Genomic DNA, 24449 nt, shown 5'->3' with positions numbered 1-24449 from the left:
ACTGGTTCAGGAACCTGATCATGCCCACTGCTTACAACCGTTGGCTTTATGCCCTGGCAATAGTGCTCGTCGGGATCAATCTGCGTCCGACCATGGCGGCTATCGGTCCGCTGCTGGATGCCATTCAGCGCGACACCGGCCTGTCCGATACCGGCGCAAGCTTGCTCACTACGCTGCCTGTCGCGTTGATGGGCGTGTGCTTGCTTGCAACTTCGCGACTGACAACCTGGGTCAAGGAGCGTAACGGCATCGCGCTGGGGGTAGCGTTGATCCTCATGAGCAGTTTGCTTCGCTGGTTAATACCTAGCGCAGACTTGCTGCTTGCCACGGCGATCCTGGGCGGCATCGGGATTGCTGTCGTGCAGGCCATGCTTCCGATCCTGATCCGACACCGTGCCGGCGTCGGGGCTGCCAGCCTGATGGGCGTCTACTCAACCGCGATCATGGGTGGCGCTTTCCTGTCGGGGACGGCCAGCCCATGGATGGCGAAAGTTTACGACTGGCCTGCTGCATTGGGCATCTGGGCACTTCCTGCCCTCGTTGGGTGCCTGGTTTGGTGGGGCGCCACCACCGGTAAGGACAACGTTCCTGGCAAACCGCGACGCTTGCTCGTATCGAGCAAGTCGCGCGCGTGGTTGTTGCTGGCGTTCTTTGGACTGAGCACAGGCGCTTACACGCTCGTTCTAGCATGGCTGCCGCCTTTTTACACAGGCTTGGGGTGGTCCGCCGAGTCGGCAGGAATAATGCTCGGCATCGTAACTTTGGCGCAAGTGGTCGCCGGAGTTGGTGTGTCGTACTGGGTCAGCCGCTGCGCCGATCGTCGTCTGGTGATATTCGCGGCCATCGGCGCGCTTTTCCTGGGGCTGCTCGGTTTCGCCATTGAACCGCAGCTTGGCGCGTGGCCCTGCGCCTTGCTGGCAGGTTTGGGCATTGGTGCACTGTTCCCGCTGGGCCTGATCGTTGCGATGGATCATGGCGAAACGGCGGACGAGGCAGGAGCGATTGCCGGTTTTGTCCAGGGCGGTGGCTATGTGCTTGCTGCTGCACTGCCGCTCTTGGCGGGTTTTCTGCGTCAGCACCTGGCTGACCTCTCGCTGGCTTGGTGGCTGATGGCTGTTCTATGCCTGGTGCTTTGGTTGATCGCCAGCCGTCTGCGCCCAGGCACGCACATTTCATTTTGAACCGCCCGAAGGAGCATCGCATGGCTTATTACTATGTACAGGGTCGCAGCAATTACTACATGGAATTTGGCCAAGGCAAGCCTGTTCTGCTGTTGCATGGCATCAGCAATTCTGGCCGCGCCTGGTCGCCGCAAATTCCTGCGTTGGCAGATGCCGGGTACAGGGTAATCGTGCCCGACCACGCCGGGCATGGCGCTTCGGCTAATGTGGTGCGCCCGTTTGGCGTCGCCGATATTGCCAACGACGTGGAGTGCCTGCTCGCACATCTTGGGATCGACAACCTCGATGTGGTGGGCCTATCGCTTGGAGGAATGGTGGCGTTGGAGCTGGCGCTGCGCCATCCTGCCAGAGTCCAGCGGCTCGTTGTTGCCAACAGCTTCGATAAATCGGCAACGCTGGAGTTCAAGGAGATGGCTGAAGGATGGGCCAAGGTCTTCGAGCAGCCGCATGGTCCAGTGACACGCCTGGAGTCGAACTGGATTGCTTCTGTTTCAGAAGCGTTTCGCTCCACGGCGGACGGCATGCGAACCTATCAGACCTGGCACGGGATCGCGGCGACTACCGATGGACCGTCTCTGGCACAGGTAGCACGCGGCATCACAAGGTTCGATGTCTCGGCACGACTTGGCGAGTTGGCAATGCCCACACTCTATATCGCGGGCAGTCTCGACAAAATGTCGCCACCCGCACTGAGCCGACGCATGGCCGCGCAGACGCCGCATGGGGAGCTATCCATCATTGAGGGGGCGGCGCATATCTCCAATGTCGACTCGCAAGACGAGTTCACGGCGCGGCTTCTTGCATTCCTGCTGCGTGGTGCATCTATCCAGTAAGAGCTGCAACAGTTGTATCTGCAAACGACGGCACGCAGGAGTGGATCCGTTCTAGCCGCAACCTGGAGGCAATCAGGGGCGGCGAAGAACATTTGGATATGGCGCTGAGGCGCTGTTTTCGGTGAGCAGAAGTTGCAATGTACCTGCCAAAAAAACCTCGATACCCCCAGCCGGATGCGCGAGCTCTGCTCGCATCGCCAGCCGAGCGGAAGCTCGGCACTGCTGTATCTTCGGTCGATACCTGCTCACCGGCGCACCTTCAACTGCAACGTCATCGGTAGGCCCCTTCGATTAAGAAGTGCCTTCGCTGACATGGAACAAGGCAGTTACGTATGCGGGCAGTTCGCTGCTGGCGATATCCTTCGCCTCTGCTGGCGTCAGCCCATAAAGGCGCATGAAGCACTCGATGGTGTTGTTCACGGTATTGGGCGGCGCCTGGCCTTCGAGCAGGTTACGCATGGCGGCGATGAGCCCGGCGATGGTGATCTGGGCTGCGGCCTCCACACAGGCGACGTCGAAGCGCCCACTGGCAACGCCTTCGGCGATATCCGACTTGGCCTGTTCGTTGAACGAGTCGCTCATGGCCTTATGGCTGGCATGCGAGCGCACGATGAACCACCCCCAGATCTCATTCTGGATGGCCTGGGTGAGAAACAGTTTCTGCACGTAGGTGATCGACAGGGCGCGGTCCTGCTCGGCTTGGTTGATGGCGCCGATAATCCGTTCGATCTCGTGGTTCTTCTCGAGAAACAGGGCCGTGGCGATGTCTTCCTTGGAATGGAAATGGTTGTAGAAGGTGCCAAACCCGACATCGGCGCCGTTGGTGATGTCCTCGATGGTCATCTGCTCGAAGCCTTTCACCGCGATCAGCCGTTGCACGGAGTCGATCAGCTTCTTGCGCGTGCGCATCTTCGACTTGAGCCCCCGCGGCATGGCAACCGGTTTGCTGTCCTCGGCTGGGCGATGCTCGTTGTTCTTCATGAAATCCCCGCTGTGCTCGTTGTTGCGCCGCCTGCTTGGTCGCAAGCGATGGCGGGCGCGTATCGGGCACATGATGCCTCAGATGGCGGGGCCTGGGGTATCGCCGCCGAAGCATCGTCTGGCAACGCGCTTCAGCGGCATGGCAGCGCGGCTCTAACAGGCTTCTGCCAAGCGGTGGTACTGGCGCCGGAAGTACATGAGGCTTTCGTTGGGTGGACCGAAGCGCACGTCCTGCACCTCGCAGATGAACACACCATGGGTGCCGACCTCGGTGACCTGGACGACCCGGCAGTCGAAGGACACCAGGCTGTCGTCCAGTGACGGCGCGCCAGTGCGCAAAGCGCTCCAGGCGACGGCTTGGAAACGCTCTTCGAGGCTGATCTTCAGGGCGCCGCTGAAGGTGCGCGAAATGTCTTCCTGGCGCCCGTGCAACACATTGACGCAGGCCACGCCATTGTTGACGAAGCGTTCGTACTGGAAGCCGCCCTTGTTCATGCAGAACAGCAGGGTTGGCGGTGAGTCGCTCACGCTGCAGACGGCGGAGGCTGTGAACCCTCCGAGCCCGGCAGCACCGTCAGTGGTGATCACGTTTACAGCCGCGCCGAGATGGGTCATGGCTTCGCGAAAGCTGATGGCGTCCATCGTTACCTCCGTTGACTCCAGGCATTGGCCGTGGAGCGCTTGATTGTTCTTGTTTGATTGACGATTAAATCAGAACTGATGAATTCGTCACCTAAAACGCTACCAGAAGATTTTCGTGTTGACCAGTGCCGTCCAGCGCGCCTCGCCGATGACGACCAGCGGTGGTCTGGAGGGGGGTGAAAGGATGTTGACAAACAGAAAATATGATCGCCTAATCGCAACTGATGACTAAATCAGTTGTGATTGTTTAGTCATGATGCTGACCGCAATCCAGCGGACTGTCGGAGAATAAAAACAATGAGCATGCCAATTTGCCTGTCTCCATCCTCCTTGCTTGCGCGTTGCCGTTGCGCACGCTCGAAAGCCTCTCGCTCATTGTTCCTGCGCCCGAACGACGCCTTGGCGTCGACTCGGCTGCGACCGTCACGTTTTCCCACCTGATCGCGGTCATGCGCACAGCCTGCCGCGCGCAGGCAAACAACCATCGAGAACAAGAGGCTGAACAATGGGAATTCTCAGAGTGGGCCACGTCGACCTGAAGGTGGACGACCTGGACCAGGCACTGCACCACTATGTCAATATCATCGGCTTGAGCGAGACCTCGCGTGACGCCCACGGACGCGTCTACCTCAAAGCCTGGGACGAGTGGGATGCCTATTCGCTGGTGCTGTCGCCTGCCGGTGGACCGGGCTTGAACCACATCGCCTACAAGGTCGAACACGACAATGACCTGAACGTGCTCGCCGAGAAGATCGGCAGCCACGGCGTGGAGGTGAGCTGGAACGCCGAAGGCTACCTGCATCAATGCGGTCGCTCGATCGGGTTCGACCTGCCCAGCGGCCATCGCATGTACCTGTACGCTGAGAAGGCGTTCATCGGCAAGGCGGTCGGCACCTTGAACCCCGAGCCTTGGCCCGATGGCCTGCTTGGCGCGGGCGTGCACTGGCTCGATCACGTCATGCTCACCTGTCCGGTGGACGAAAATCGCGGGATCAACACCGTCGTGACCACCACCGACTTCCTCATGCAGGTGCTGGGTTTCAACCTCGCCGAACAAGTGGTCACCGATGACGAAGGCAAGAACCAGTTCGCCACCTGGCTGTTCCGCGGCACCAAGGCCCATGACCTGGCGCTGGGTGCGGGAGGGGGCACGGGGTTGCACCACATTGCCTTCTACCTGGAGGACTGGAACGCGGTGTTGCGCGGAGCTGACATCCTCGGCAAGCACAAGGTGCCGATGGATGTGACGCCGCAACGGCATGCCATCACCCGTGGCCAGACCACGTATTTCTTCGACCCCAGTGGCAATCGTAATGAGATGTTCGCCGGGATGGGCTACTTCGCCCAACCGGACATGCCGACGATTACCTGGCTGGCCAAAGATATATGGCGCGGCATCTTCTTCCATGACGGTACGCCACGTCCGGACTTCCTCGAAAACTATACCTGAGTCGAACTTTATCGTTAGAGGTTCCGCAGCCGTCCGTGGCCGCGGTGGGCAGGCTTTATCTGAAAGTTGGGTGTTTTATGAAACATGAGAACTCTCCCGAACAGGGTTTGGTCATCGATGCTGGCGGCATTGCGACCAATTATCACGATCAGGGCGAAGGTTATCCGACGTTATTCATCCACGGGTCTGGCCCGGGTGTCACCGCCTGGGCGAACTGGCGCCTGGTATTGCCGGTGCTGGCCACACAGATGCGGGTGATCGCCCCGGATATCGTTGGTTTCGGCTACACCCAGCGTCCAGAGGGCATTCGCTATGGGCGCCAGGTCTGGGTCAAGCATTTGCTGGACTTCATCGACGCGCTGGGCCTGGACAAGGTCAACCTGGTGGGCAACTCCTTTGGCGGCGCCCTGGCACTGGCAATGGCGGTCGATCACCCGGAGCGGGTGAACAAGCTGGTGCTCATGGGCAGCGTGGGCGTCGCGTTCGAGCTGACTCCCGGGCTGGACGCGGTATGGGGGTATGAACCCTCGATCGCCAACATGAGGGCACTGCTGGAAGTCTTTGCCTTCAACCACGACCTGGTCAATGACGACCTGGCGCGCATGCGCTACGAGGCGAGCATTCGCCCCGGCTTCCAGGAGGCGTTCGCCTCGATGTTCCCGGCGCCGCGCCAGGCCGGCATCGACAAGTTGACGGTGCCGGTCGACCAACTTTCCGCGCTTAAGAACCGGACGTTGATTGTGCACGGTCATGAAGACCAGGTTATTCCGGTGGCGAACAGTCATCGCTTGTTCGAGTTGCTGGAAAACGCCGAACTGCATGTGTTCAGAAAGTGTGGGCACTGGGTACAGATCGAACACGCAGAGCGTTTCGCTTCATTGTTGAAAGGCTTCTTGGGCAGCTGAAGCAGGGCCGGCTCGAAACCTTTCCGATTGTCTATCAATACGCGAGTGGCGATGTACGCCATCGGCGCCAAGCAGTGCGGAGTTAATCATGAAAATCAGTTATTTCCAGCAAGTACCCTATCGGTCATTGCCGGATGACTTCGAGTCCAGGCACGAGTCTGTCGTGACCACCCCTTACCACGACCTGGTGACACCGGAGGGCATCCGCAGCGCCTTCAAGGACGCCCTGGACGAGATGATGTTCGCCGCCCGTTGCGGCTTCGATGGCATCGCCATCACCGAGCATGGCCAGAGCAGCTACGACATGATGCCCAACCCGGACCTGTTCCAGTCCGTGGTGGCCTATATGACCGAGCAGGAAGGCCTGGAAACGGCGATCTACCCGTTGGGTCGTTCGCTAGGCAAAACCCGCGAGCCGCTGCGCGTGGCCGAGGAGCAGGCAATGCTCGACTGCATGTCGGGTGGGCGTCTGATCTGTGGCTTCCCGATCGGCTTGGCCTATGACGCCAACTCCAACAATGGCGTGGCGCCGATGGAAACCCGCGAGCGTTTCGACGAGAACCTCGAGCTGATCCTGCGGGCCTGGCGTGAGCGCGAGCCGTTTGCCTTCAACGGCAAGTTCACCAAGCTTAGCAACGTGAACATCTGGCCACGCCCGCTGCAGACGGCGCCGCATCCGCCGGTGTGGATCACCGCCATCGGTAACCCGAACACCATGAAGTTCATCCTGGAAAACAACTACGGCTTCAACTACTTCGGCTGGTTTGGCCCGAAGGTCACGGGGCGGCGGATCTTCGACCGTTTCCAGCAGATCGCCGAGGAGCTTGGCAAGGAGGTCAACCCTTACCAGGTCGGTTTCATGCAGATGGTCGCCGTCGCCGAGACCGACGCCGAAGCCGAACGCCTGTATGCCCGCCATGCCGAGTACTTCTTCCGCAAGTCCTTGGGCGGCATCGGCATGAACCGCCTGGCGCTGCCGGGGGGCATCGATATCCGCGGCCTGGAGTTCATCTACCGCGATCCCAAGGACTTCGGCATCTACGAAAAGATGCGCACCATCACCTTCAAGGAGTTGGTCGAGTGCGGCGCGATCATCTGCGGCAGCCCGAGCACCGTGCGCGAGCGCATCAAGGAGTTCGCCAGCGATTTCAAGATCGGCAACCTGCACGCGATGTTGCAGTTCGGCTCAATGCCCACCGAGTTGGCCAAGTACAACATCGAGCTGTTCGCCAGGGAGGTCAAACCGCACCTGTCCCAGCTCTGGAGCGACCAGGGTTACCAGCATCACTGGTGGCCTGAGCGTCTCGGTGGCAAGCCGGCCTGAACATCCCCACAGTCTTTGGAGTCACTGCAATGAACTCAACTCAATACCTTCAAGTAAAGGCCTGGGACGGCAAGATCACGGTGCGCGTGCGGGTGGCCGGCCAAGGCCCGGCACTGGTCTACCTGCATTCGGCGGCAGGTCCGCTGTGGGACGATTTCCTCGATCGCCTGGCCGAGCAATACACCGTCTATGCGCCGGAGTTTCCTGGCACAACGCCGGACGATCCTTATGCCGTGAAGCAGCTCGACGACCTGCAGGACGTGGTGTTGCTGTACCAGGAGGTGATCGGCAAGCTGCAGCTGGAGCGCCCTGTGCTGGTGGGGCAGAGCTTTGGCGGCATGCTGGCGGCGGAACTCGCCAGTGTTTTCCCGCAATTGCCGTCGAGATTGGTCATCCTCAATGCCATCGGCCTGTGGCGTGACGACGCGCCAATCGCCAATTGGAATGAGGTGCCCGCGCCCGACATGCCGGCGCTGCTGTTCCATGACCCGGCCATCGAGGTGGCGCGCAAGATGTTCGAGCTGCCACAGGACCCCGAGGAGCGGGTCAAGGCCATGGCGGCGGGTGTCTGGGCGCTGGGCTGTACCGGCAAGTTCGTCTGGCCGATTGCCGACCGTGGCCTGAACAAGCGCCTGCATCGCATCGCGGTGCCGAGCCTGATCGTCTGGGGCGAGCACGACCGCCTGGTGCCGGCAGTGTACGCCGATGAATTCGCCACGCGCATCGCTGGCAGCCGCGTGCGGATGATCGCCAACGCAGGGCATATCCCGCAGATGGAAAACCTCGAAGCCACCCTGGGCGCAACCCTGGACTTCCTGGGCGAGCAGGCGCAGTAGCGCAGCGGCGGCAAGGGGGCCACGGGCCCCCGATCCACCCATGCTCCTTTCAACCGCCTGATTGACGAGAATCATCATGACGCCAACAGACCACACCCTGGAGCGGCTCGCGCACGTCCTGCGCGAGGCCGAGCGGCAGGGCGAAGCCATCGCCCCTCTGCGCGAGCAGATTGGCGAAAACAACGCCGAAGCCGCTTATGCCATCCAACGCTTGAACGTGGCCCATGCCCTGGCCAAGGGGCGCCGCCTGGTCGGTCGCAAGATCGGTTTGACCAACCCCAAGGTGCAGGCCCAGCTAGGGGTCGACCAGCCAGACTTCGGCTGCCTGTTCGCCGACATGGCCTACGGCGACAACGAGACCGTGCCGTTCAGTCGCGTACTGCAGCCGAAGATCGAGGCCGAGATCGCCCTGATACTCGAGCGCGACTTGCCCAACGCCGACACCACCTTCGCTGATGTGCTCGATGCCACCGGTTGGGTCGTGCCGGCCCTGGAAGTCGTCGGCAGTCGCATCGCCGACTGGCGCATCCGCTTCGCCGACACCGTGGCCGACAACGCCTCCAGCGGTTGCTTCGTGCTCGGCGGGCCGGCCCGTCGCCTCGACGGCCTCGACCTGCGCGGCGCGACCATGCGCATGACCCGCGACGGCGAGCCAGTGTCCGCCGGCAGCGGTGCCGAATGCCTGGGCCACCCACTCAATGCCGCGGTATGGCTGGCACGCACCATGGCGCGCCTGGGCGACCCGCTGAAGGCCGGCGACATCATCCTCACCGGTGCCCTCGGGCCGATGGTGGCGGTGGCGGCCGGTGATCGTTTCGACGCCGAGATCGACGGCCTTGGCCGGGTCGGCGTGACCTTCAGCAGCGACTAATCGCAGGGAGAACTTTCATGAGCACTAAACGCAAAGTTGCCATCATCGGTTCCGGCAACATCGGCACCGACCTGATGATCAAGATCATGCGCCACGGCCAGCACCTGGAAATGGCGGCCATGGTCGGCATCGACCCCAACTCCGACGGTCTGGCCCGCGCCGCACGCCTGGGCGTGGCCACCACCCACGAGGGGGTAGAGGGCCTGGCCCGCCTGCCGGTGTTCCAGGACATCGATTTCGTCTTCGACGCCACCAGCGCCGGCGCCCACGTCACGAACGACGCCTTCCTGCGCCGGCACAAACCAGGCCTGCGCCTGATCGACCTGACCCCGGCGGCCATCGGCCCGTACTGCGTGCCGGTGGTCAACCTGGAGCAGCATCTGGGCCAGCTCAACGTCAACATGGTCACCTGCGGCGGCCAGGCCACCATTCCCATGGTCGCCGCGGTATCGCGGGTGGCCAAGGTGCACTACGCCGAGATCGTCGCCTCGATCGCCAGCAAGTCGGCGGGCCCCGGTACTCGCGCCAACATCGACGAATTCACCGAGACCACCGCCAAGGCCATCGAAGTGATCGGCGGTGCGAGCAAGGGCAAGGCGATCATCGTCATGAACCCGGCCGAACCGCCGCTGATGATGCGCGACACGGTGTACGTGCTGAGCGAGCCGGCCGACCAGGCCCAGGTCGCGGCGAGCATCGAGGAAATGGCCGCCGCGGTGAAGGCCTACGTGCCGGGCTATCGCCTCAAGCAGCAGGTGCAGTTCGAACAGGTGCGCGACTTGAAACTGCCGGGGCAGGGGACCTTCACCGGCCTGAAGACCTCGGTGTTCCTCGAGGTCGAAGGCGCCGCCCATTACCTGCCGGCCTACGCCGGCAATCTCGACATCATGACCTCCGCCGCGCTGGCCACCGCCGAGCGCATGGCGCAGGCGATGGGAGTTTTGGCATGAGCAAGAAACTGTATATCTCCGACGTGACGCTGCGCGACGGCATGCATGCCATTCGCCACCAGTACTCCCTCGACGACGTGCGCGCCATCGCCACGGCGCTGGACCAGGCCAAGGTCGACTCCATCGAAGTGGCCCATGGCGACGGCCTGCAAGGCTCGTCGTTCAACTACGGCTTCGGCGCCCACACCGACCTTGAGTGGATCGAGGCGGCGGCCGACGTGGTGCAACACGCCAAGATCGCCACGCTGCTGCTGCCGGGCATCGGCACCTTGCATGACCTCAAGGCCGCCTATGACGCCGGTGCGCGAGTGGTACGGGTGGCTACCCATTGCACCGAGGCCGATGTGTCCAAGCAGCACATTGAGTACGCCCGCAACCTCGGCATGGACACCGTCGGCTTCCTGATGATGAGCCACATGCAGACCCCCGAAGGCCTGGCTGGCCAGGCAAAGCTCATGGAGAGCTACGGCGCCACTTGCATCTATGTGGTGGACTCCGGAGGCGCGATGAACATGGCGGATATCCGCGCGCGGTTCAGGGCGGTGAAAGCCGTGCTCAAACCCGAAACCGAAACCGGCATCCACGCCCATCACAACCTTAGCCTGGGCGTGGCCAACTCCATCGCCGCGGTGGAGGAGGGCTGCGATCGCATCGATGCCTCGCTGGCCGGCATGGGCGCTGGCGCCGGCAATGCGCCGCTGGAGGTGTTTATCGCCGCCGCCGACAAGCTCGGCTGGCACCACGGCACCGATCTCTATGCACTGCTCGATGCCGCCGACGATCTGGTGCGCCCACTGCAGGACCGGCCCGTGCGAGTCGATCGCGAGACCCTGGGGCTGGGCTATGCCGGGGTTTATTCCAGCTTCCTGCGCCATACCGAGATCGCCGCGGCCAAGTATGGCCTCAAGACCCTCGACATTCTGGTGGAGCTGGGGCGCCGGCGCATGGTCGGCGGCCAGGAGGACATGATCGTGGACGTGGCGCTCGATCTGTTGCGGGCGCGGCAGGCGGGCTGACCCGCTGCGGGTCCAACCCAATGGCCTGTCGGGCTGCTGGCCTGGCAGGTTCAACCCATGGTTGCTGGAGCATTCAACATGAACACTCATACCGGCCGTGTAGCGGTCATCACCGGTGCCGCCAAGGGCATTGGTCGCACCCTTGCCGTCAGCTTCGCGCAACGCGGTGCCGACCTGGCACTGCTGGACCTGGACGACTGCGCGCAGACCCAGGCCGAGGTCGAGGCTTTGGGCGTCAAGGCCATCCGGGTCGCCTGCAACGTGGCGGCCGAGGCAGACTGGAAGAAGGCGCGCGATGCCGTGGAGCAGGCGTTCGGGCGGGCCGATATCCTGGTCAACAATGCCGGCATCTATCCATTTGCGCTGCTCGAGGAACTGAGCGTCGAAACCTACAACCGTGTGCTTTCCGTGAACCTGGTGGGCCCGTTTCTGGGCGCACGCACCTTCGTGCCGTTGATGGAAAAGGCCGGATGGGGGCGTATCGTCAACATCTCCTCCGACTCCATCGGCACCAACTTGCCCGGCCTGAGCCATTACATGGCAAGCAAGATGGGTGTCATCGGGCTGACCCGCGGCCTGGCCAATGAGCTCGGTGAAAAGGGCATCACGGTCAATGCCGTCGCTCCGGCAATCACCCGTACCCCTGGGACCGGCGCCGTGCCGGAAGAGGTGACCCGCGCGGTCTGGAACCAGCAGGCGATTCGACGCTTCGCCGAGCCGCAGGACATTGTCGGGCCGATCCTGTTCCTGACCTCCGAGGATGCCGGTTTCGTGACGGGGCAGACGCTGGTGGTGGATGGGGGGATGTGGAAGCTATGAACACTATCCGCAAAGGTAGGGCCGTGGTGCTGGAGCGCCCTGAGTCGTTGGTCTTGCGTGAGCTTTGTGTGCCGTCGCCCTCTGCAGGCGCCGTGGTGGCACGGGTGGAGTACGGTGGCGTGTGTGGCAGCGATGTGCACATGACCAAGGGCGAGTTCAATCTGCCTCACGCGATTGTGCTGGGTCATGAAGGTGTCGGTGTGATCGAGGAGCTGGGCGAGGGCGTGCTCCATGACTACGCCGGCGTCAATGTTACCGCCGGCGATCGCATTTACTGGTGCCCCATCGCGCCTTGCCACAAGTGCTGGTATTGCACGATCGAGAAGGATTTCTCGTCCTGCACCCAGGCGACCTGGTTCGGTCCTGTGGACAAGCCGACCTGGGGCAGCTACGCCGACTTTGTGACTTTGCCCGAGGGCGCGGCCTTCTTCCGTATTCCCGATGGCACGACGAGCGAGGCCGTGATCGCCTTCGGCTGTGCGTTGCCGGCAGTCTTGCAAGGCGTCGAACGCGCGGGCGGGATCAAGCCGTTGAGCCACGTCGTGGTTCAAGGCTGCGGGCCGATCGGCCTGGCGGCGGTCATGCTGGCCAAGCTCTCCGGGGCCGCCACAGTGACCGCGATAGACGCCTCGCCCTTGCGCTTGAGATTGGCTGAGCAGTTCGGCGCGACCAGCGTGCTGGACCTGGCCAGCACTTCGCTGGACGAGCGCCTGGCGCGCGTTCGCGCAGTCAGCGGGGGGCGTGGGGCCGACCTGGTCATTGAGGCCAGCGGGCACCGCTCGGCTTTCCCCGAGGGTGTGGGGTTGTGCGCCAGGAATGCGGCATACCTGTTGATCGGCTTGTGGGCGAGCCAGGGCGAGCAGCCCTTCGATCCTTCGCTGATCGTCCAGCGCAACCTGCGGCTGATCGGCACCCAGTACGCCCAGGGGCGTCATTATCACGATGCGATGAAGATCGTCTCGCTGCATCACCAGGCGTTCCCCTTCGAAGCGCTCATCACCCATCGCTGTGGCCTGCACGAGGCTCGGCAGGCGCTTGGCCTGGTGACCTCAGGACAGGCGGGGAAAGTCGTCATGCGACCGTAAGCGCCGGATCACCAACACCCACACCTTCTCGGTAACCGACCTGGTGGGCATTACTGCCCGCCACGGCTTCGGCCTGCCCATTGAAAGACAGGATTTGATAATGAATAACAAGAAACAAGTCCGGACCATCGCCACCGCCAGTACTCTGGCCGCCGCGATGTTGCCTTTGTGTGCGACTGCCGGTGGCCACTACACGCCGGGTGTCGAAGGCCTGCAAGCGGCCAGCGCGCCGCCGCCCGGGCTCTACTACCTTGCCTATGTGGTGAACTACGACATCGACAGCTTCCGCGCCCCTGGCAGCAACGACGACTTGCCGGGCCACAATCGAGGTAATGTCACCGCGGTGGCGAACCGGCTTATCTGGGTCACCGACAAGAAAGTGCTCGGCGCCGACTTCGCCGTGGAGACGATGGTTCCCGTCGCGCACACCTCGCTCAACCTGAACGCCGCAGGAATATCCGACTCGCGCACCGGCATCGGTGATATCTACGCCGGCGTGGCGCTGATCTGGCATGGGCAGCAGTGGGATGCGGCAGCGGTCGGCGGCCTGTGGTTCGACAACGGCAGCACCAGCGACCCAGCTTCGCCTGGCAAGGGCTTCAAGACCACCATGCTTTCAGGTGGCGCGACCTACTACTTCGATAGCGCCAAGACGATCACCGCCTCGGCGCTGATGCGTTTCGAGCGCAATGGCGAGGACGATTCGGGGTTCCAGCCGGGTAATGAAGTGACGCTGGAATGGGGGGTGGGCAAGAACCTGGGCACCTTCCAGGCCGGGGTGGTGGGTTACAGCCAATGGCAGGCATCGGACGACAAGGGCTATGGCGCGAGTAATGATCGCTCATCACGCCACGCGGTCGGCCTGGAGCTCGATTATCCGCTTCCCGGCACGGGCGTTCTGTTCAAGGGCGCGGCTTACAAGGAGGTCAGCGTGACGGCGGGCAGTGCCGCCGCCGCGAAGGGCTCGGTGTTGCGCTTTACGCTCGTAAAGGCCTTCTGAGTCTCGCTGGCCGTTAACCCTCGAACTGTTTGTCCAGCGCAGCCTTGAAGCGGGTCAGGGCACTGCGAAACTCCGCCAGCCTCGGCTTGAAGCGCGCGGTGGGCGCGACCACCGATACTGCGTGCGGCCCCATGAACGTGGGGATCAACAGGCTCATCGCGCTCACACCCAAGGTGTGTTCCTCGATGTCCACGGCCATGCCGCTACGACGGATCTCCGGCATCTGCGCCAGCAGTTCCGGCAAGCCGAGGGTATTGGCCGTGAGCTTTTCCAGCGTGTCTGGCAGCCATTCGCGGATGCCCTCGTCACTCAGGGTCGAGAGCAGCACCTTGCCATCACTGGTGGAGTACATGGGCAGCGTATGGCCCAGCGGAATCACCACGCGCAGTTCCTGCTCGCTGATCGCGCGGATGATGACGTTGGTCCGCTTGCCGCGGATGCACGACAACACCACGGTTTCCCCTAGGGCTTCACCGAGCTGCTCCAATGACTCGCGGGCCACGGAAATGATGTCGCCATGGGCATGGTGGATCAGTTGGCCCAGCGCCGGGCCCAGACGATAGCCGCTGCCAGGGAGGCTTTCGACCAGGCCTTCGGTTTCCAGCGCGCCGATGATGCGCTGCACGGTGGAGCGGGGCAGGTCGGTGGCCTGGGCGATGGCTGCCAGGCTCAGGCCCTGGGGCTGGGCCCCCAGGGCCCGCATGATGGCGCTTGAGCGCGCGATGACCTGGATGCCGCCACTGCGTTGCTCGTCCGCTGCGTTGTCTTTGTCACTGCTCATCACTTTCCTCGTAAACGGCGCCGCCGCCGACACCTTGGCGGCTGGGCGAGTGTACAGGTTCATTTCGCCGCTCGGCAGCGAAGGTTTTTCTTTTACTGTACTGCTTGTATCGTAATGCGGTACAAGGTACCGTATTGTGGTACATCAAGAATCGCTCAATGCTCGTGATGCTTGCAAGTTCCTCCTGCAGCGTCCGGGTCGGCGTCATGTCCAAGGAGAATCCATGATCAGCAGAACCTCGCGGGGCCTCGGTGCCTTGCTGTCGATGACCCTCGCGCTGTCCGCGTGCGAAAAGACCGAGCCGAAGGTGACGGCCCAGGCTCCCGAAGTGGGGGTGGTCGAACTCAAGGCGCAGGACCTGCTGCTCAGCAGCGACTTGCCGGGCCGTACCACCGCGTACCGGGTGGCCGAAGTGCGTCCGCAGGTGAGCGGCATCGTGCAAAAGCGCCTGTTCACCGAAGGCACCGTGGTGCGCAAGGGGCAGCAGCTGTACCAGATCGATCCGGCGCTGTACCAAGCTGCCGTGGACAAGGCCGCAGCCAACCGCGACACCGCGCGTAACCTGGCCCAGCGTTACCAGCGCCTGCTGGAAACCAAAGCCATCAGCCGCCAGCAGTTCGACGATGCCCAGGCCAGCTGGAAACAGGCCGAGGCCGAGTTGAAGACCGCGCGCATCAACCTTGAATACACCCGCGTGCTGTCGCCGATCGATGGCCGCATCAGCCGCTCGAACGTCACCGAGGGCGCGCTGGTCAGCGCCGAGCAGAGCCAGGAGCTGGCCTCGATCAACCAGCTGGACCCGATCTACGTGGACGTCACCCAGGCCTCCACCGAAATGCTCCGGCTACGTCGCGAGATGGATGCCGGGCACCTGGCGATGGTCGGCCCCGGCCAGGTCAAGGTCGACCTGACCCTCGAAGACGGCACGCCCTATGCCCAGCCGGGCGCGTTGAAGTTCTCCGAAGTGACGGTCGACCCGACCACCGGCGCGGTCACCCTGCGTGCGCAGTTCCCCAACCCCGACGGCATCCTGATGCCAGGCATGTTCGTCCATGGCGCCCTGGCCGAAGGCGTGCGCCGCAATGCCGTGCTGGTTCCGCAACAAGGCGTGACCCGCGACCTCAAGGGTGAGGCCACGGCTTGGGTGGTAGGCGAAGGCGACAAGGCCGAGCTGCGCCATATCCGCACGTCGCGCACCGTGGGTAACCAGTGGCTGGTGGAATCCGGCCTCAGCGCCGGCGAGCGGGTGGTCACCGAGGGCGTGCAGCGTGTGCGCCCAGGCATCGCCCTCAAGCCAGTGGCCGCCAGCAACGTCGCACCGCTGCAATCCATCGTCAGCTCGAAGTAACCCAGGCTGTCCCGGCATCGCCGCCACTTTTCGGTAAATTCAAATGGCATCGTTCTTCATCAACAGGCCGATCTTCGCCTGGGTGATCGCTATCGTGATCATGCTCGCCGGGTGCTTCAGCATCATGAAGCTCCCGGTCAACCAATACCCCAACATCGCCGCGCCCGCGGTAAGCATTACCGTCACCTACCCAGGCGCCTCGGCACAGACCGTGCAAGACACCGTGGTGCAGGTCATCGAGCAGCAGCTGAACAACCTCGACGGCCTGCGTTACATCTCGTCGGAGGGCAACAGCGATGGCAGCATGACCATCATCGTTACCTTCGACCAGGGTACCGACCCGGACATCGCCCAGGTCCAGGTGCAGAACAAGCTGCAACTGGCGACCCCGCTGCTGCCCGAGGAAGTGCAGCGCCAGGGCCTGCGCGTGGCCAAGTACCAGATCAACTTCATGCTCATCGTCGGCCTGTACTCCGAAGACGGCAGCATGGATGACTTCGACATCGGCAACTACATCGCTTCCAACCTCAAGGACCCGATCACCCGGGTCAAGGGCGTGGGCGACTTCCAGATGCTCGGTGCGCAGTACGCCATGCGCATCTGGACCGACCCGAAGAAACTGCTCAGCTACCAGCTGACACCGCAGGACGTGATCAACGCGGTGCGCTCCGAGAACGTCCAGGTGTCCTCGGGCTCGCTGGGCGGCCTGCCGACCCATGAAGGCGTGCAGCTCAACGCCACCGTGCTGGGCATGTCGCGGATGCAGAGCGCCGAGCAGTTCCTCGAGATCCTGCTCAAGGTCAACCCGGACGGTTCCCAGGTTCGCCTGAAGGACGTCGCCACTGTCGGCCTGGGGGCCGAGGACTTCTCGATCTCCGGTACCTACAACGGCAAGCCGGCGGCGGCCATCGCCCTGCGCCTTGCCACCGGCGCCAACCTGCTGGACACCGTGCAACGGGTGCGTGACACCGTCGGTGAGCTGGAGCCTTACCTGCCGGCGGGGCTGAAGGTGGTCTACCCGTACGACACCTCGCCGGCGGTCGGCGCCTCGATCCACGAGGTGGTCAAGACCCTGTGCGAAGGTATCGTCCTGGTGTTCCTGGTGATGTACCTGTTCATGCAGAACCTGCGGGCCACCTTGATCCCGACCCTGGCGGTACCGGTGGTACTGCTGGGCACCTTCGGCGTGCTGGCGGCGTTCGGCTTCACCATCAACATCCTGACCATGTTCGGCATGGTCCTGGCCATCGGCTTGCTGGTGGACGACGCCATCGTGGTGGTGGAAAACGTCGAGCGGGTTATGATCGAGGACAAGCTGTCACCCAAGGAAGCCACGCGCAAGTCGATGGGGCAGATCCAGGGCGCCCTGGTGGGCATCGCCATGGTGCTGTCGGCGGTGTTCGTGCCGATGGCCTTCTTCGGCGGGGCCACGGGCATCATCTACCGGCAGTTCTCCATCACCATCGTCTCGGCCATGGCCCTGTCGGTGCTGGTGGCGATGATCCTCACGCCGGCCTTGTGCGCGACCCTGCTCAAGCCGATCGGGCACGACCACCACGACAAGAAGGGCTTCTTCGGCTGGTTCAACCGTACCTTCGAGCGCAACGCCGATCGCTACAAGCTCGGGGTGCTGGGTATCGCCAAACGCAAGGCGCTGTTCCTGGGCATCTATGGCCTGATCGTGGTAGCGCTGTGCTGGTTGTTCCCGAAGATCCCCACGGCGTTCCTGCCGGGTGAAGACCAGGGCACGATGTTCGTCCAGGTGCAGATGCCGACCAATACCAGTGCCGCGCGCACCCAGGTGGTGCTCAACGAGATTCGCGATTACCTGCTGGAGGACGAGGGCGGTCTGATCGAGTCGGCGTACACGGTGAACGGCTTCAACTTCGCCGGTCGCGGGCAGAGCTCGGGCATGCTGTTCGTCGGGCTCAAACCGTGGGAGGCACGTAACAGCGAATACGGCACCGATATCTTCGCCCTGTCGCAGCGCATCCAGGCGCGCGCCTCGCAGATCAAGGACGGCACCGTCATTGCCTTCGTGCCGCCGGCGATCCTCGAACTGGGCAACGCCATGGGCTTCGACTTCTACCTGCAAGACCGTGTCGGCATGGGCCACGAGAAGCTGATCGCGGCGCGCAACCAGTTCCTGCAGCTGGCCGCGAGCGACCCGGTGCTGGCCAACGTGCGCCCCAACGGCATGAGCGACGAGCCGCAGTACCAGATCGTGATCGACAAGGAGAAAGCCCGGGCGTTGCAGGTGAGCATCAGCGACATCAACGACACCATGAGCACTGCGTGGGGCTCGTCCTATGTCAACGACTTCATCGACCGCGGTCGGGTGAAGAAGGTGTACGTGCAGGGTGAAATCGGCTCGCGTATCGCCCCGGAAGACTTCGACAAGTGGTACGTGCGCAACGCCAACGGCGAGATGGTCAAGTTCTCGTCCTTCGCCCATGGTTTCTGGACCTATGGCTCGCCCAAGCTCGAGCGCTTCAACGGCGTGCCGGCGGTGGAGATCCAGGGCGAACCGGCGCCGGGCTACAGCTCGGGTGACGCCATGCAGGCGGTGGCGCGCATCGTCGCCCAGCTGCCGGATGGCGTGGGCCTGCAGTACACCGGCATGTCCTATGAGGAGCGCCTGTCCGGTTCCCAGGCACCGGCGCTGTATGCGGTGTCGGTACTGATCGTGTTCCTCTGCCTGGCGGCGCTGTACGAGAGCTGGTCGGTACCGCTGGCGGTGATCATGGTCGTGCCGCTGGGCGTGATCGGCGCGGTGCTCGCCACCCTCGGTCGTGGCCTGGCCAACGACGTGTTCTTCCAGGTCGGCCTGCTGACCACGGTGGGCCTGTCGGCGAAGAACGCGATCCTGATCGTCGAGTTCGCCAAGGCGCTGCACGAGGAGGGCATGCCCTTGCTGCAAGCCGCGGCGGAGGCAGCGCGTCAGCGTCTGCGGCCAATCATCATGACCTCCCTGGCCTTCGTGCTCGGCGTATTGCCACTGGCGATTTCCAGCGGCCCAGGTTCGGGCAGCCAGCACTCGATCGGCACCGGCGTGGTCGGCGGCATGCTGACCGCGACCTTCCTGGCGGTGTTCTTCGTGCCGCTGTTCTTCGTGGTCGTCACCCGTCTGTTCAGCCGCAAGGCGCAGCAGGCCAATACCGAGGCACAAGGAGAGCACGCATGAGCCACGGCAATCTGAAAGCGGCCCTGGCACTGGCCATGGGCCTGGTGGGCGGTTGTTCGCTGATCCCCGCGTACCAGCGCCCGGCGGCGCCGGTGGCTTCCGAGTGGAAGGTGCCGTCCGCCGAGGCGGGTAGCGTCCTGCCCTGGGCTACCTTCTTCCATGACCCGCAACTCAAGGCCCTGATCGGCGATGCCTTGCACAACAACCGCGACCTGCGGGTGGCGCTGCTCAACATCGAAAAGGCGCAGGCGCAGTACCGCATCAGCCGTGCCGACCTGCTGCCGTCGATCGATGCCACGGTCTCCGGCAGCAGCCAGCGTACGCCGGCGGACCTGTCCGCGGACGGGCGCAATGGCACCAGCCACCGCTATGATGCTGGCGTCGGCTTCGCTTCTTATGAACTGGACTTCTTCGGCCGTGTGCGCAGCCTCAACGAACAGGCGCTGGAAAGCTACCTGCAGACCGTCGAGGCGCAGCGCAGCGCGCAGATCGCCCTGGTGGCGGAAGTGGCCAACGCCTATTACCAGCTGCAGGCCGACATGCAGTTGCTGGCCTTGAGCAAGCAGACCCTGGATAGCCAGCAGCAGAGCTACCTGACCACCCGCAGCAGCTACCAGGAGGATGTCGCCACCGAACTGGACCTGAGCCAGGCCGAGAGCACCGTGCGCTCGGCGCAGGCCAGCGAGGCCAAGTACCAGCGCCTGGTGGAGCAGGACCGCAATGCCCTGGTGTTGCTGGTGGGCAAGCCGCTGGCGCCGCAGCAGATGGCTGTGAGCGCGCCCGAGTCGCTGGTGCTGGGCGCCAGCCTGCCGGCCGGATTGCCCTCGCAGGTGCTGACCCAGCGCCCCGACATTCTGGCTGCGGAGCACGCGCTAAAGGCTACCAACGCCAACGTCGGCGCGGCCCGCGCGGCGTTCTTCCCGAGCATCAGCCTGACCGCCTCGGCGGGCTCGGCCAGCCGCCAGCTGGGTGACCTGTTCTCTGGCGGGCAGGGGGCCTGGAGTTTCGTGCCGTCGATCAACGTGCCGATTTTCAACTGGGGGCGCAACCAGGCCAATCTCGACGTGGCCAAGGTGCAGACCTCGATCGAGGTGGCCAACTACCAGAAGGCGATCCAGGTGGCCTTCCAGGAAGTGGCCGATGGCCTGGTGGCGCGTCGTGAACTGGACAACCAGGTCAGGGCCCAGGACTTGCTGGTCAAGGCCAACACGCGCAGCTATGGCTTGGCCGAACAGCGCTACCAGACCGGGGTGGACACTTACCTCAACAGCCTGGATGCGCAACGCAACCTGTTCGCCTCGCAGCAGGAGCTGGTGAGCACCCAGCTGGCGCGCAGCCAGAACCTGATCGCGTTGTACAAGGCGCTGGGTGGAGGGAGCCAGTGATGCTGGGCCTGGCGTTGTCGAGATCGTGGCGATGAGGCGGTGCAAGGCCGAGGTCGAGCAGACGCGCCAGCGCCTGCTCGACGCCGCCGAGCGGGTGTTCAGCGATCGCGGCTACGCGATCGCCAGGCTGGAGGACATCGCCGATGTCGCCGGCCTGACCCGCGGCTCCATCTATTGGCACTACCAGGGCAAGCCGGAGCTGCTCGAGGCGGTGATCGAGCGGGCCTGGTTCCCCTGGGACCAGTTGCCGGTCGCACGCAGCGAGGCGCAGGCGTTGCCGGATATCGCCAGCATGGCCGGTGTACTTGGCCAGGGGTTGCAGGACACCCTGGCCAAGCCGCACCTGCGTCGCAGTGCGGCGATCCTGCTACAGGGGCATGAGCTGCGGCATGTCAGCGCGCGTGTGCAGGCTCGTTTGCAAGGGATGCAGCAGCGTATCCGCCGTTATGTGTCGCTGGTGCTCGAGCATGCTGGCGCGGGGCGCCTGGCGAACACCGAGCGCGAGGCGCAGGCCCGGGCGGTAGGGGTGTTCATGTTCGGTGCGCTCAGCGAGGCCCTATTGCTGGGGTTGCCGGGCGAGCACTATCCGATAGGCAGTGAGGTCGAGCGTTTCATCCTGGCTTTGCTGTTGCCCGGTGGGGCGGGAGAGTAGGGCATGGCCATTGACCTGTTGCATTGCATGCAGGCATTCGTGCGCGTGGCCGAGAGCGGCAGTTTTTGCCGGGCGGCGCAGCAGTTGGAGATTTCCTCGCCGACTGTCTCGCGGCAGGTCGCCGCGCTCGAGGAGCAACTGCGCGCGCGGTTGCTGCAGCGAACCACCCGCTCGCTGGCGCTGACCGAGGCCGGGCAGCGTTATCTGAAACGCTGCAAGACCATCTTCGCCGAGCTCGAAAGCGCCGCCGCCGAGGCCTCCAGTGCCCAGTCCCGGGCCGTTGGATGCCTGCGTCTGCACACGATCACCGAGTTCGGCCTGGAATACCTCATGCCGTTGGTGGGGCATTACCTCGAGCAGCATCCGCAGGTGTCCATCGATCTATCGCTGACAGAGCAGACGCCGGCGCTGCTGGATGAGGGCCTGGATGTGCTGGTGACCTTGGCGCTGGGCCTGCCGGACTCGGACTTCGTCGCCCAGCGGTTGGGGCAGATCCACAGCGTGCTGTGTGCCGCGCCGGCCTACCTGGAGCGGCATGGGGTGCCGACCCGGCCAGCGCAATTGCACGAGCACCGCTGCATCCTGCTGGCCGATCCACTGTACCCGCAGGGCTGGTACTTCGGTCCAGAGGCGACCTTCAGATTCCAGAATGTGTTGCGCGTCAACCAACCGGAGGCGGCCTGCCAGGCCGCGGCCAGCGGCCTGGGCGTTTGTCTGCTGCCGAGTTTCGTCGCGGCCAAGGCGTTCAGCGAAGGGCGCCTGCTGCGCCTGATGCCGGATTGCCAGTTGCATCCGCGCGAGGTGTACGCGCTTTACTCGTCACGGCGCTTTCTCGATGCCAAGATCCGCACCTGGGTCGAGCACCTCAAGGCACACCTGCCAAAGGCGTTCGAACGTGACCGACTCGCGCTGGAGAACCCGCGCCACTGGGCGGCCCAGCATGTGGGCGCCTCATGAGCCAGCACGAGACGGGATCGATCTATACAGCATTCCCCCCCAAACTGACAGCGGTTGCCGCGCCTCTGCGTGACCGGGTGATCGCGGCCATGCCTGGAGAGGACCGCCTGTGCTGAAGCGACCTGGGCCAAAAGCTACGGTGCATGGCGTAGAGCTTCGACAAGCAACGTAAAGGCGGCGCTGGGGTGACGTCGGCTAGGGTAGTACAAGCAGTAGGGCTCGAATGTCTTGCGCCAGTCTGGCAGAACCTCGCTGAGCTGACCGCTATCAAGGGCATCGCTTACGTAGGCGAAGGGCAGATACGCCAGGCCTAGCCCATGCAAAGCAGCATCGCGTGCTGCTGAAATACTGTTGCTGACGAATTGGCCTGTCACCCTGACGCGCTGCTCCTGACCTGCCTTGGCGAAGAACCAGGCGAAATGCTCGCCATGCGTTGGCAGGCGCAGATTGATGCAGGTGTGTTCAGTCAGGTCGCGAGGATGCTTTAGCTGTTTTCTTTGTTCAAGGTAGGTCGGCGTGCCGACGACGGCCATGGGGTGTGGCGGGCTGATGGTCACCGCGATCATGTCCTTGGCCACCAGGGCGCCTCGACGCACACCGGCGTCGTAGCGGCCACTGACGATATCTGTCATGCCATAGTCGACGGTGAGCTCGACATTGATGTCCGGGTATTGCGGCAGAAAGCGGCTCAACACCGGCTGCAGGACACTCTGCACGGCGTATTCATCCGCCGTGATACGGACGGTCCCGCAAGGCTTTTCTCGCAGTTCGGTTACCTGTTCCAGTCCCGCTTGAATCTGGCCCACCGCCGGCCCGATCAGCAACAGCAGGCGCTCGCCTGCCGCAGTCACGGAAACGCTCCGCGTGGTGCGCGCGAACAGCGGCAGGCCCAGGTTTTCCTCAAGCCCACGGATGACTTGACTGAGGGCTGACTGCGAAATGCCCAGCCGAGCAGCCGCCCGGGTGAAACTGGCCTCTTGCGCGACCGCTAGAAATGCTTCCAGGTCCCGTAGCCGAGGTGCCTGCATTTATCAATCCTGCTTATGACTGAATCCTGATTCTGAAGGATTATAAATCAACGCCTCACGGCTTACCTTGGTGGCAGTTCGGCGTTGGCCGAAAGAGCGGATCTTGCGTTCATCATCATTGCGAGGACTCAGCCATGAGCCACACCATCGAAACCGTCCAGTTCTGCAACCCCGGCATGGCCTGGGCCATTGCCGCGGATATCCATTTTCCCCCTCACTTCGACAAGCACAGCCAGTACCCCGCCATCATCAGCGCCCATCCGATTGGCAGTTGCAAGGAGCAGACCGCTGGCAATGTCTATGGCGCGGCCTTGGCCAAGGCAGGCTTTGTGGTGATCGCCTTCGATGCCAGCTACCAGGGCGCGAGCGGTGGTGAGCCGCGTTTCATCGAGGAGCCGGGGCAGCGGGTGGAGGACTTCCGCCAGGTGGTCGACTACCTGGTGACACTGCCCTATGTCGACAGCAGCCGAATCGGTGTGCTGGGCATCTGCGGTGGCGGCGGCTATGCCATCAGTGCCGCCAAGTCCGAACGGCGCATCAAGGCCGTGGTCAGCATTACCGGTGTCAATTTCGGGCGCCTCAGCCGTGAAGGTTTTGCCGGCCACGACCCCCTTGGCACGCTGGAGGCCATCGCCGAGCAACGGACCGTCGAAGCGCGTGGTGGCCAGGCCCGTGTGGATGATGTGCTACCGCCCTCGGTGGAGCAGGCCATGCAGGCCGGCATCTCCGACATCGATGTCCTTGAAGCGACCGACTACTACAAGACCGCGCGTGGCCATGCCGAGCACGGGCCGACCCGTATCTTGTTTTCGCGCCGTGCGGCGGCGGTGGACTGGGATGCCTTCCATTTGGCCGAAGTGCTGTTGACCCAACCGTTGCTGGTGGTAATCGGTGACAAACCAGGCGGCTTCGGTGCTTATCGTGACGGCCAGGAGATCTACGGCCGTGCAGCGTCGAAGGACAAGGAGCTACTGGTAGTGCCCAATACCTCGCATTACCAGCTTTACGACCAGCCTGAGGCGACAGGGAAAGCATTGGAGCGGGTGCTGCCCTTTTTCAAGAAGCATCTGTCTGCATGACGAAGTGGCTCCTCGCGGTAACGCGAGGAGTTCTGATTCATAGCGTGAGTGACCCGTTATCGCGTAGAAGCACGAAATCTTGGTTATTTTCTAAACAGTCTGGTCGTGCCGAAGGTTTTCACACAGCCTGGGTCGATAGCTG

At 63.3% G+C, this 24449-nt stretch carries 23 protein-coding genes; 18 read left to right on the top strand and 5 right to left on the bottom strand.

Annotated features, from left to right (window positions below):
- Positions 1-20: 20 nt before the first annotated feature.
- Complete coding sequence (locus ACODS5_RS04975) at positions 21-1181, top strand: MFS transporter (protein WP_489108107.1); 1161 nt, start codon at positions 21-23, stop codon at positions 1179-1181.
- A gap of 20 nt (positions 1182-1201) precedes the next feature.
- Complete coding sequence (locus ACODS5_RS04970; protein ID WP_489108106.1) at positions 1202-2014, top strand: alpha/beta fold hydrolase; 813 nt, start codon at positions 1202-1204, stop codon at positions 2012-2014.
- A 291-nt stretch (positions 2015-2305) separates the two neighbouring features.
- On the opposite strand, the gene ACODS5_RS04965 is transcribed toward ACODS5_RS04970, so the two are convergent.
- The gene (locus ACODS5_RS04965) at positions 2306-2995 is read right to left on the bottom strand and encodes a TetR/AcrR family transcriptional regulator (RefSeq protein ID WP_167659431.1); all 690 of its coding nucleotides are present in this window, start codon (positions 2993-2995) and stop codon (positions 2306-2308) included.
- Positions 2996-3148: 153 nt separating this feature from the next.
- Positions 3149-3637 carry a flavin reductase gene (locus ACODS5_RS04960; RefSeq protein ID WP_489108105.1) on the bottom strand — a complete coding sequence of 163 codons (489 nt, stop codon included), beginning with the start codon at positions 3635-3637 and terminating at the stop codon, positions 3149-3151.
- Between the two features lie 505 nt (positions 3638-4142).
- On the opposite strand from ACODS5_RS04960, the gene ACODS5_RS04955 reads away from it, so the two are divergent.
- From ACODS5_RS04955 to ACODS5_RS04910, 10 genes are all read left to right on the top strand, one after another.
- A complete protein-coding gene (locus ACODS5_RS04955; RefSeq protein WP_489108104.1) occupies positions 4143-5087 on the top strand; it encodes a catechol 2,3-dioxygenase in 945 nt (314 codons plus the stop codon).
- A 77-nt stretch (positions 5088-5164) separates the two neighbouring features.
- Positions 5165-5992 carry an alpha/beta fold hydrolase gene (locus ACODS5_RS04950; protein WP_134689681.1) on the top strand — a complete coding sequence of 276 codons (828 nt, stop codon included), beginning with the start codon at positions 5165-5167 and terminating at the stop codon, positions 5990-5992.
- 88 nt (positions 5993-6080) lie between these two features.
- Positions 6081-7316 carry an LLM class flavin-dependent oxidoreductase gene (locus tag ACODS5_RS04945; RefSeq protein WP_489108103.1) on the top strand — a complete coding sequence of 412 codons (1236 nt, stop codon included), beginning with the start codon at positions 6081-6083 and terminating at the stop codon, positions 7314-7316.
- A 29-nt stretch (positions 7317-7345) separates the two neighbouring features.
- The gene (locus ACODS5_RS04940) at positions 7346-8152 is read left to right on the top strand and encodes an alpha/beta fold hydrolase (protein ID WP_489108102.1); all 807 of its coding nucleotides are present in this window, start codon (positions 7346-7348) and stop codon (positions 8150-8152) included.
- Positions 8153-8228: 76 nt separating this feature from the next.
- Complete coding sequence (mhpD, locus tag ACODS5_RS04935; RefSeq protein WP_134689678.1) at positions 8229-9023, top strand: 2-keto-4-pentenoate hydratase; 795 nt, start codon at positions 8229-8231, stop codon at positions 9021-9023.
- A gap of 17 nt (positions 9024-9040) precedes the next feature.
- On the top strand, positions 9041-9973 hold the full coding sequence (locus ACODS5_RS04930) for an acetaldehyde dehydrogenase (acetylating) (protein ID WP_489108101.1): 933 nt from the start codon (positions 9041-9043) through the stop codon (positions 9971-9973).
- Positions 9970-10989 carry a 4-hydroxy-2-oxovalerate aldolase gene (gene mhpE, locus ACODS5_RS04925; protein ID WP_489108100.1) on the top strand — a complete coding sequence of 340 codons (1020 nt, stop codon included), beginning with the start codon at positions 9970-9972 and terminating at the stop codon, positions 10987-10989. The genes ACODS5_RS04930 and mhpE overlap by 4 nt, the downstream gene beginning before the upstream one ends.
- Positions 10990-11067: 78 nt before the next feature.
- Positions 11068-11808 (top strand): SDR family NAD(P)-dependent oxidoreductase, encoded by a 741-nt coding sequence (locus ACODS5_RS04920; RefSeq protein ID WP_489108099.1) that lies wholly within the window; start codon positions 11068-11070, stop codon positions 11806-11808.
- Positions 11805-12893: a zinc-binding dehydrogenase gene (locus tag ACODS5_RS04915; RefSeq protein WP_134689674.1), complete on the top strand. Its 1089-nt coding sequence runs from the start codon at positions 11805-11807 to the stop codon at positions 12891-12893. Before ACODS5_RS04920 ends, ACODS5_RS04915 begins: the two co-directional genes overlap by 4 nt.
- Positions 12894-12993: 100 nt before the next feature.
- Positions 12994-13893 carry a SphA family protein gene (locus ACODS5_RS04910; protein WP_489108098.1) on the top strand — a complete coding sequence of 300 codons (900 nt, stop codon included), beginning with the start codon at positions 12994-12996 and terminating at the stop codon, positions 13891-13893.
- Positions 13894-13906: 13 nt separating this feature from the next.
- Here ACODS5_RS04910 and ACODS5_RS04905 read toward each other — a convergent pair whose 3' ends face one another.
- On the bottom strand, positions 13907-14674 hold the full coding sequence (locus tag ACODS5_RS04905) for an IclR family transcriptional regulator (RefSeq protein ID WP_134689672.1): 768 nt from the start codon (positions 14672-14674) through the stop codon (positions 13907-13909).
- Complete coding sequence (locus ACODS5_RS04900; protein ID WP_489108097.1) at positions 14664-14882, bottom strand: hypothetical protein; 219 nt, start codon at positions 14880-14882, stop codon at positions 14664-14666. Before ACODS5_RS04900 ends, ACODS5_RS04905 begins: the two co-directional genes overlap by 11 nt.
- Positions 14883-14897: 15 nt before the next feature.
- Between ACODS5_RS04900 and ACODS5_RS04895 the strand changes: the two genes are divergently transcribed.
- The 5 genes from ACODS5_RS04895 to ACODS5_RS04875 are packed head-to-tail and all read left to right on the top strand — an operon-like array spanning position 14898 to position 22200.
- Positions 14898-16022: an efflux RND transporter periplasmic adaptor subunit gene (locus ACODS5_RS04895; RefSeq protein WP_489108096.1), complete on the top strand. Its 1125-nt coding sequence runs from the start codon at positions 14898-14900 to the stop codon at positions 16020-16022.
- A 43-nt stretch (positions 16023-16065) separates the two neighbouring features.
- Entirely contained in the window at positions 16066-19206 is a 3141-nt protein-coding gene (locus tag ACODS5_RS04890; RefSeq protein WP_134689670.1) for an efflux RND transporter permease subunit, read from the top strand.
- Complete coding sequence (locus ACODS5_RS04885) at positions 19203-20591, top strand: efflux transporter outer membrane subunit (protein ID WP_489108095.1); 1389 nt, start codon at positions 19203-19205, stop codon at positions 20589-20591. The genes ACODS5_RS04890 and ACODS5_RS04885 overlap by 4 nt, the downstream gene beginning before the upstream one ends.
- A 31-nt stretch (positions 20592-20622) precedes the next feature.
- Complete coding sequence (locus ACODS5_RS04880) at positions 20623-21243, top strand: TetR/AcrR family transcriptional regulator (RefSeq protein WP_134689668.1); 621 nt, start codon at positions 20623-20625, stop codon at positions 21241-21243.
- A gap of 9 nt (positions 21244-21252) precedes the next feature.
- On the top strand, positions 21253-22200 hold the full coding sequence (locus ACODS5_RS04875; RefSeq protein WP_134689770.1) for a LysR family transcriptional regulator: 948 nt from the start codon (positions 21253-21255) through the stop codon (positions 22198-22200).
- Positions 22201-22334: 134 nt separating this feature from the next.
- Here the strand turns inward: ACODS5_RS04875 and ACODS5_RS04870 are convergent, their stop codons facing one another.
- Positions 22335-23228, bottom strand: coding sequence for a LysR family transcriptional regulator (locus tag ACODS5_RS04870; RefSeq protein ID WP_489108094.1), 894 nt, complete (start codon positions 23226-23228; stop codon positions 22335-22337).
- A 134-nt stretch (positions 23229-23362) separates the two neighbouring features.
- On the opposite strand from ACODS5_RS04870, the gene ACODS5_RS04865 reads away from it, so the two are divergent.
- Positions 23363-24307, top strand: coding sequence for an alpha/beta hydrolase (locus ACODS5_RS04865; protein WP_489108093.1), 945 nt, complete (start codon positions 23363-23365; stop codon positions 24305-24307).
- Positions 24308-24449: the final 142 nt, after the last annotated feature.

The sequence above is a fragment of the Pseudomonas sp. FG47 genome (assembly GCF_057809115.1).
The sequence above is the reverse complement of the archived record's forward strand: the minus strand, read 5'-3'. Positions and strand labels throughout refer to the sequence as shown.

Excerpts from the sequence above, each read along its gene's own strand:
- ACODS5_RS04890 (WP_134689670.1), top strand. The coding sequence starts at position 16,066 with ATGGCATCGTTCTTCATCAACAGGCCGATCTTCGCCTGGGTGATCGCT.
- mhpD (WP_134689678.1), top strand. The coding sequence starts at position 8,229 with ATGACGCCAACAGACCACACCCTGGAGCGGCTCGCGCACGTCCTGCGC.
- ACODS5_RS04975 (WP_489108107.1), top strand. The coding sequence starts at position 21 with ATGCCCACTGCTTACAACCGTTGGCTTTATGCCCTGGCAATAGTGCTC.
- ACODS5_RS04960 (WP_489108105.1), bottom strand. The coding sequence starts at position 3,637 with ATGGACGCCATCAGCTTTCGCGAAGCCATGACCCATCTCGGCGCGGCT.
- ACODS5_RS04900 (WP_489108097.1), bottom strand. The coding sequence starts at position 14,882 with ATGACGCCGACCCGGACGCTGCAGGAGGAACTTGCAAGCATCACGAGC.
- ACODS5_RS04865 (WP_489108093.1), top strand. The coding sequence starts at position 23,363 with ATGAGCCACACCATCGAAACCGTCCAGTTCTGCAACCCCGGCATGGCC.
- ACODS5_RS04880 (WP_134689668.1), top strand. The coding sequence starts at position 20,623 with ATGAGGCGGTGCAAGGCCGAGGTCGAGCAGACGCGCCAGCGCCTGCTC.
- ACODS5_RS04945 (WP_489108103.1), top strand. The coding sequence starts at position 6,081 with ATGAAAATCAGTTATTTCCAGCAAGTACCCTATCGGTCATTGCCGGAT.
- ACODS5_RS04915 (WP_134689674.1), top strand. The coding sequence starts at position 11,805 with ATGAACACTATCCGCAAAGGTAGGGCCGTGGTGCTGGAGCGCCCTGAG.
- ACODS5_RS04970 (WP_489108106.1), top strand. The coding sequence starts at position 1,202 with ATGGCTTATTACTATGTACAGGGTCGCAGCAATTACTACATGGAATTT.
- ACODS5_RS04940 (WP_489108102.1), top strand. The coding sequence starts at position 7,346 with ATGAACTCAACTCAATACCTTCAAGTAAAGGCCTGGGACGGCAAGATC.
- ACODS5_RS04930 (WP_489108101.1), top strand. The coding sequence starts at position 9,041 with ATGAGCACTAAACGCAAAGTTGCCATCATCGGTTCCGGCAACATCGGC.
- ACODS5_RS04965 (WP_167659431.1), bottom strand. The coding sequence starts at position 2,995 with ATGAAGAACAACGAGCATCGCCCAGCCGAGGACAGCAAACCGGTTGCC.
- ACODS5_RS04910 (WP_489108098.1), top strand. The coding sequence starts at position 12,994 with ATGAATAACAAGAAACAAGTCCGGACCATCGCCACCGCCAGTACTCTG.
- ACODS5_RS04895 (WP_489108096.1), top strand. The coding sequence starts at position 14,898 with ATGATCAGCAGAACCTCGCGGGGCCTCGGTGCCTTGCTGTCGATGACC.
- ACODS5_RS04870 (WP_489108094.1), bottom strand. The coding sequence starts at position 23,228 with ATGCAGGCACCTCGGCTACGGGACCTGGAAGCATTTCTAGCGGTCGCG.
- ACODS5_RS04955 (WP_489108104.1), top strand. The coding sequence starts at position 4,143 with ATGGGAATTCTCAGAGTGGGCCACGTCGACCTGAAGGTGGACGACCTG.
- ACODS5_RS04885 (WP_489108095.1), top strand. The coding sequence starts at position 19,203 with ATGAGCCACGGCAATCTGAAAGCGGCCCTGGCACTGGCCATGGGCCTG.
- ACODS5_RS04950 (WP_134689681.1), top strand. The coding sequence starts at position 5,165 with ATGAAACATGAGAACTCTCCCGAACAGGGTTTGGTCATCGATGCTGGC.
- ACODS5_RS04920 (WP_489108099.1), top strand. The coding sequence starts at position 11,068 with ATGAACACTCATACCGGCCGTGTAGCGGTCATCACCGGTGCCGCCAAG.
- ACODS5_RS04905 (WP_134689672.1), bottom strand. The coding sequence starts at position 14,674 with ATGAGCAGTGACAAAGACAACGCAGCGGACGAGCAACGCAGTGGCGGC.
- mhpE (WP_489108100.1), top strand. The coding sequence starts at position 9,970 with ATGAGCAAGAAACTGTATATCTCCGACGTGACGCTGCGCGACGGCATG.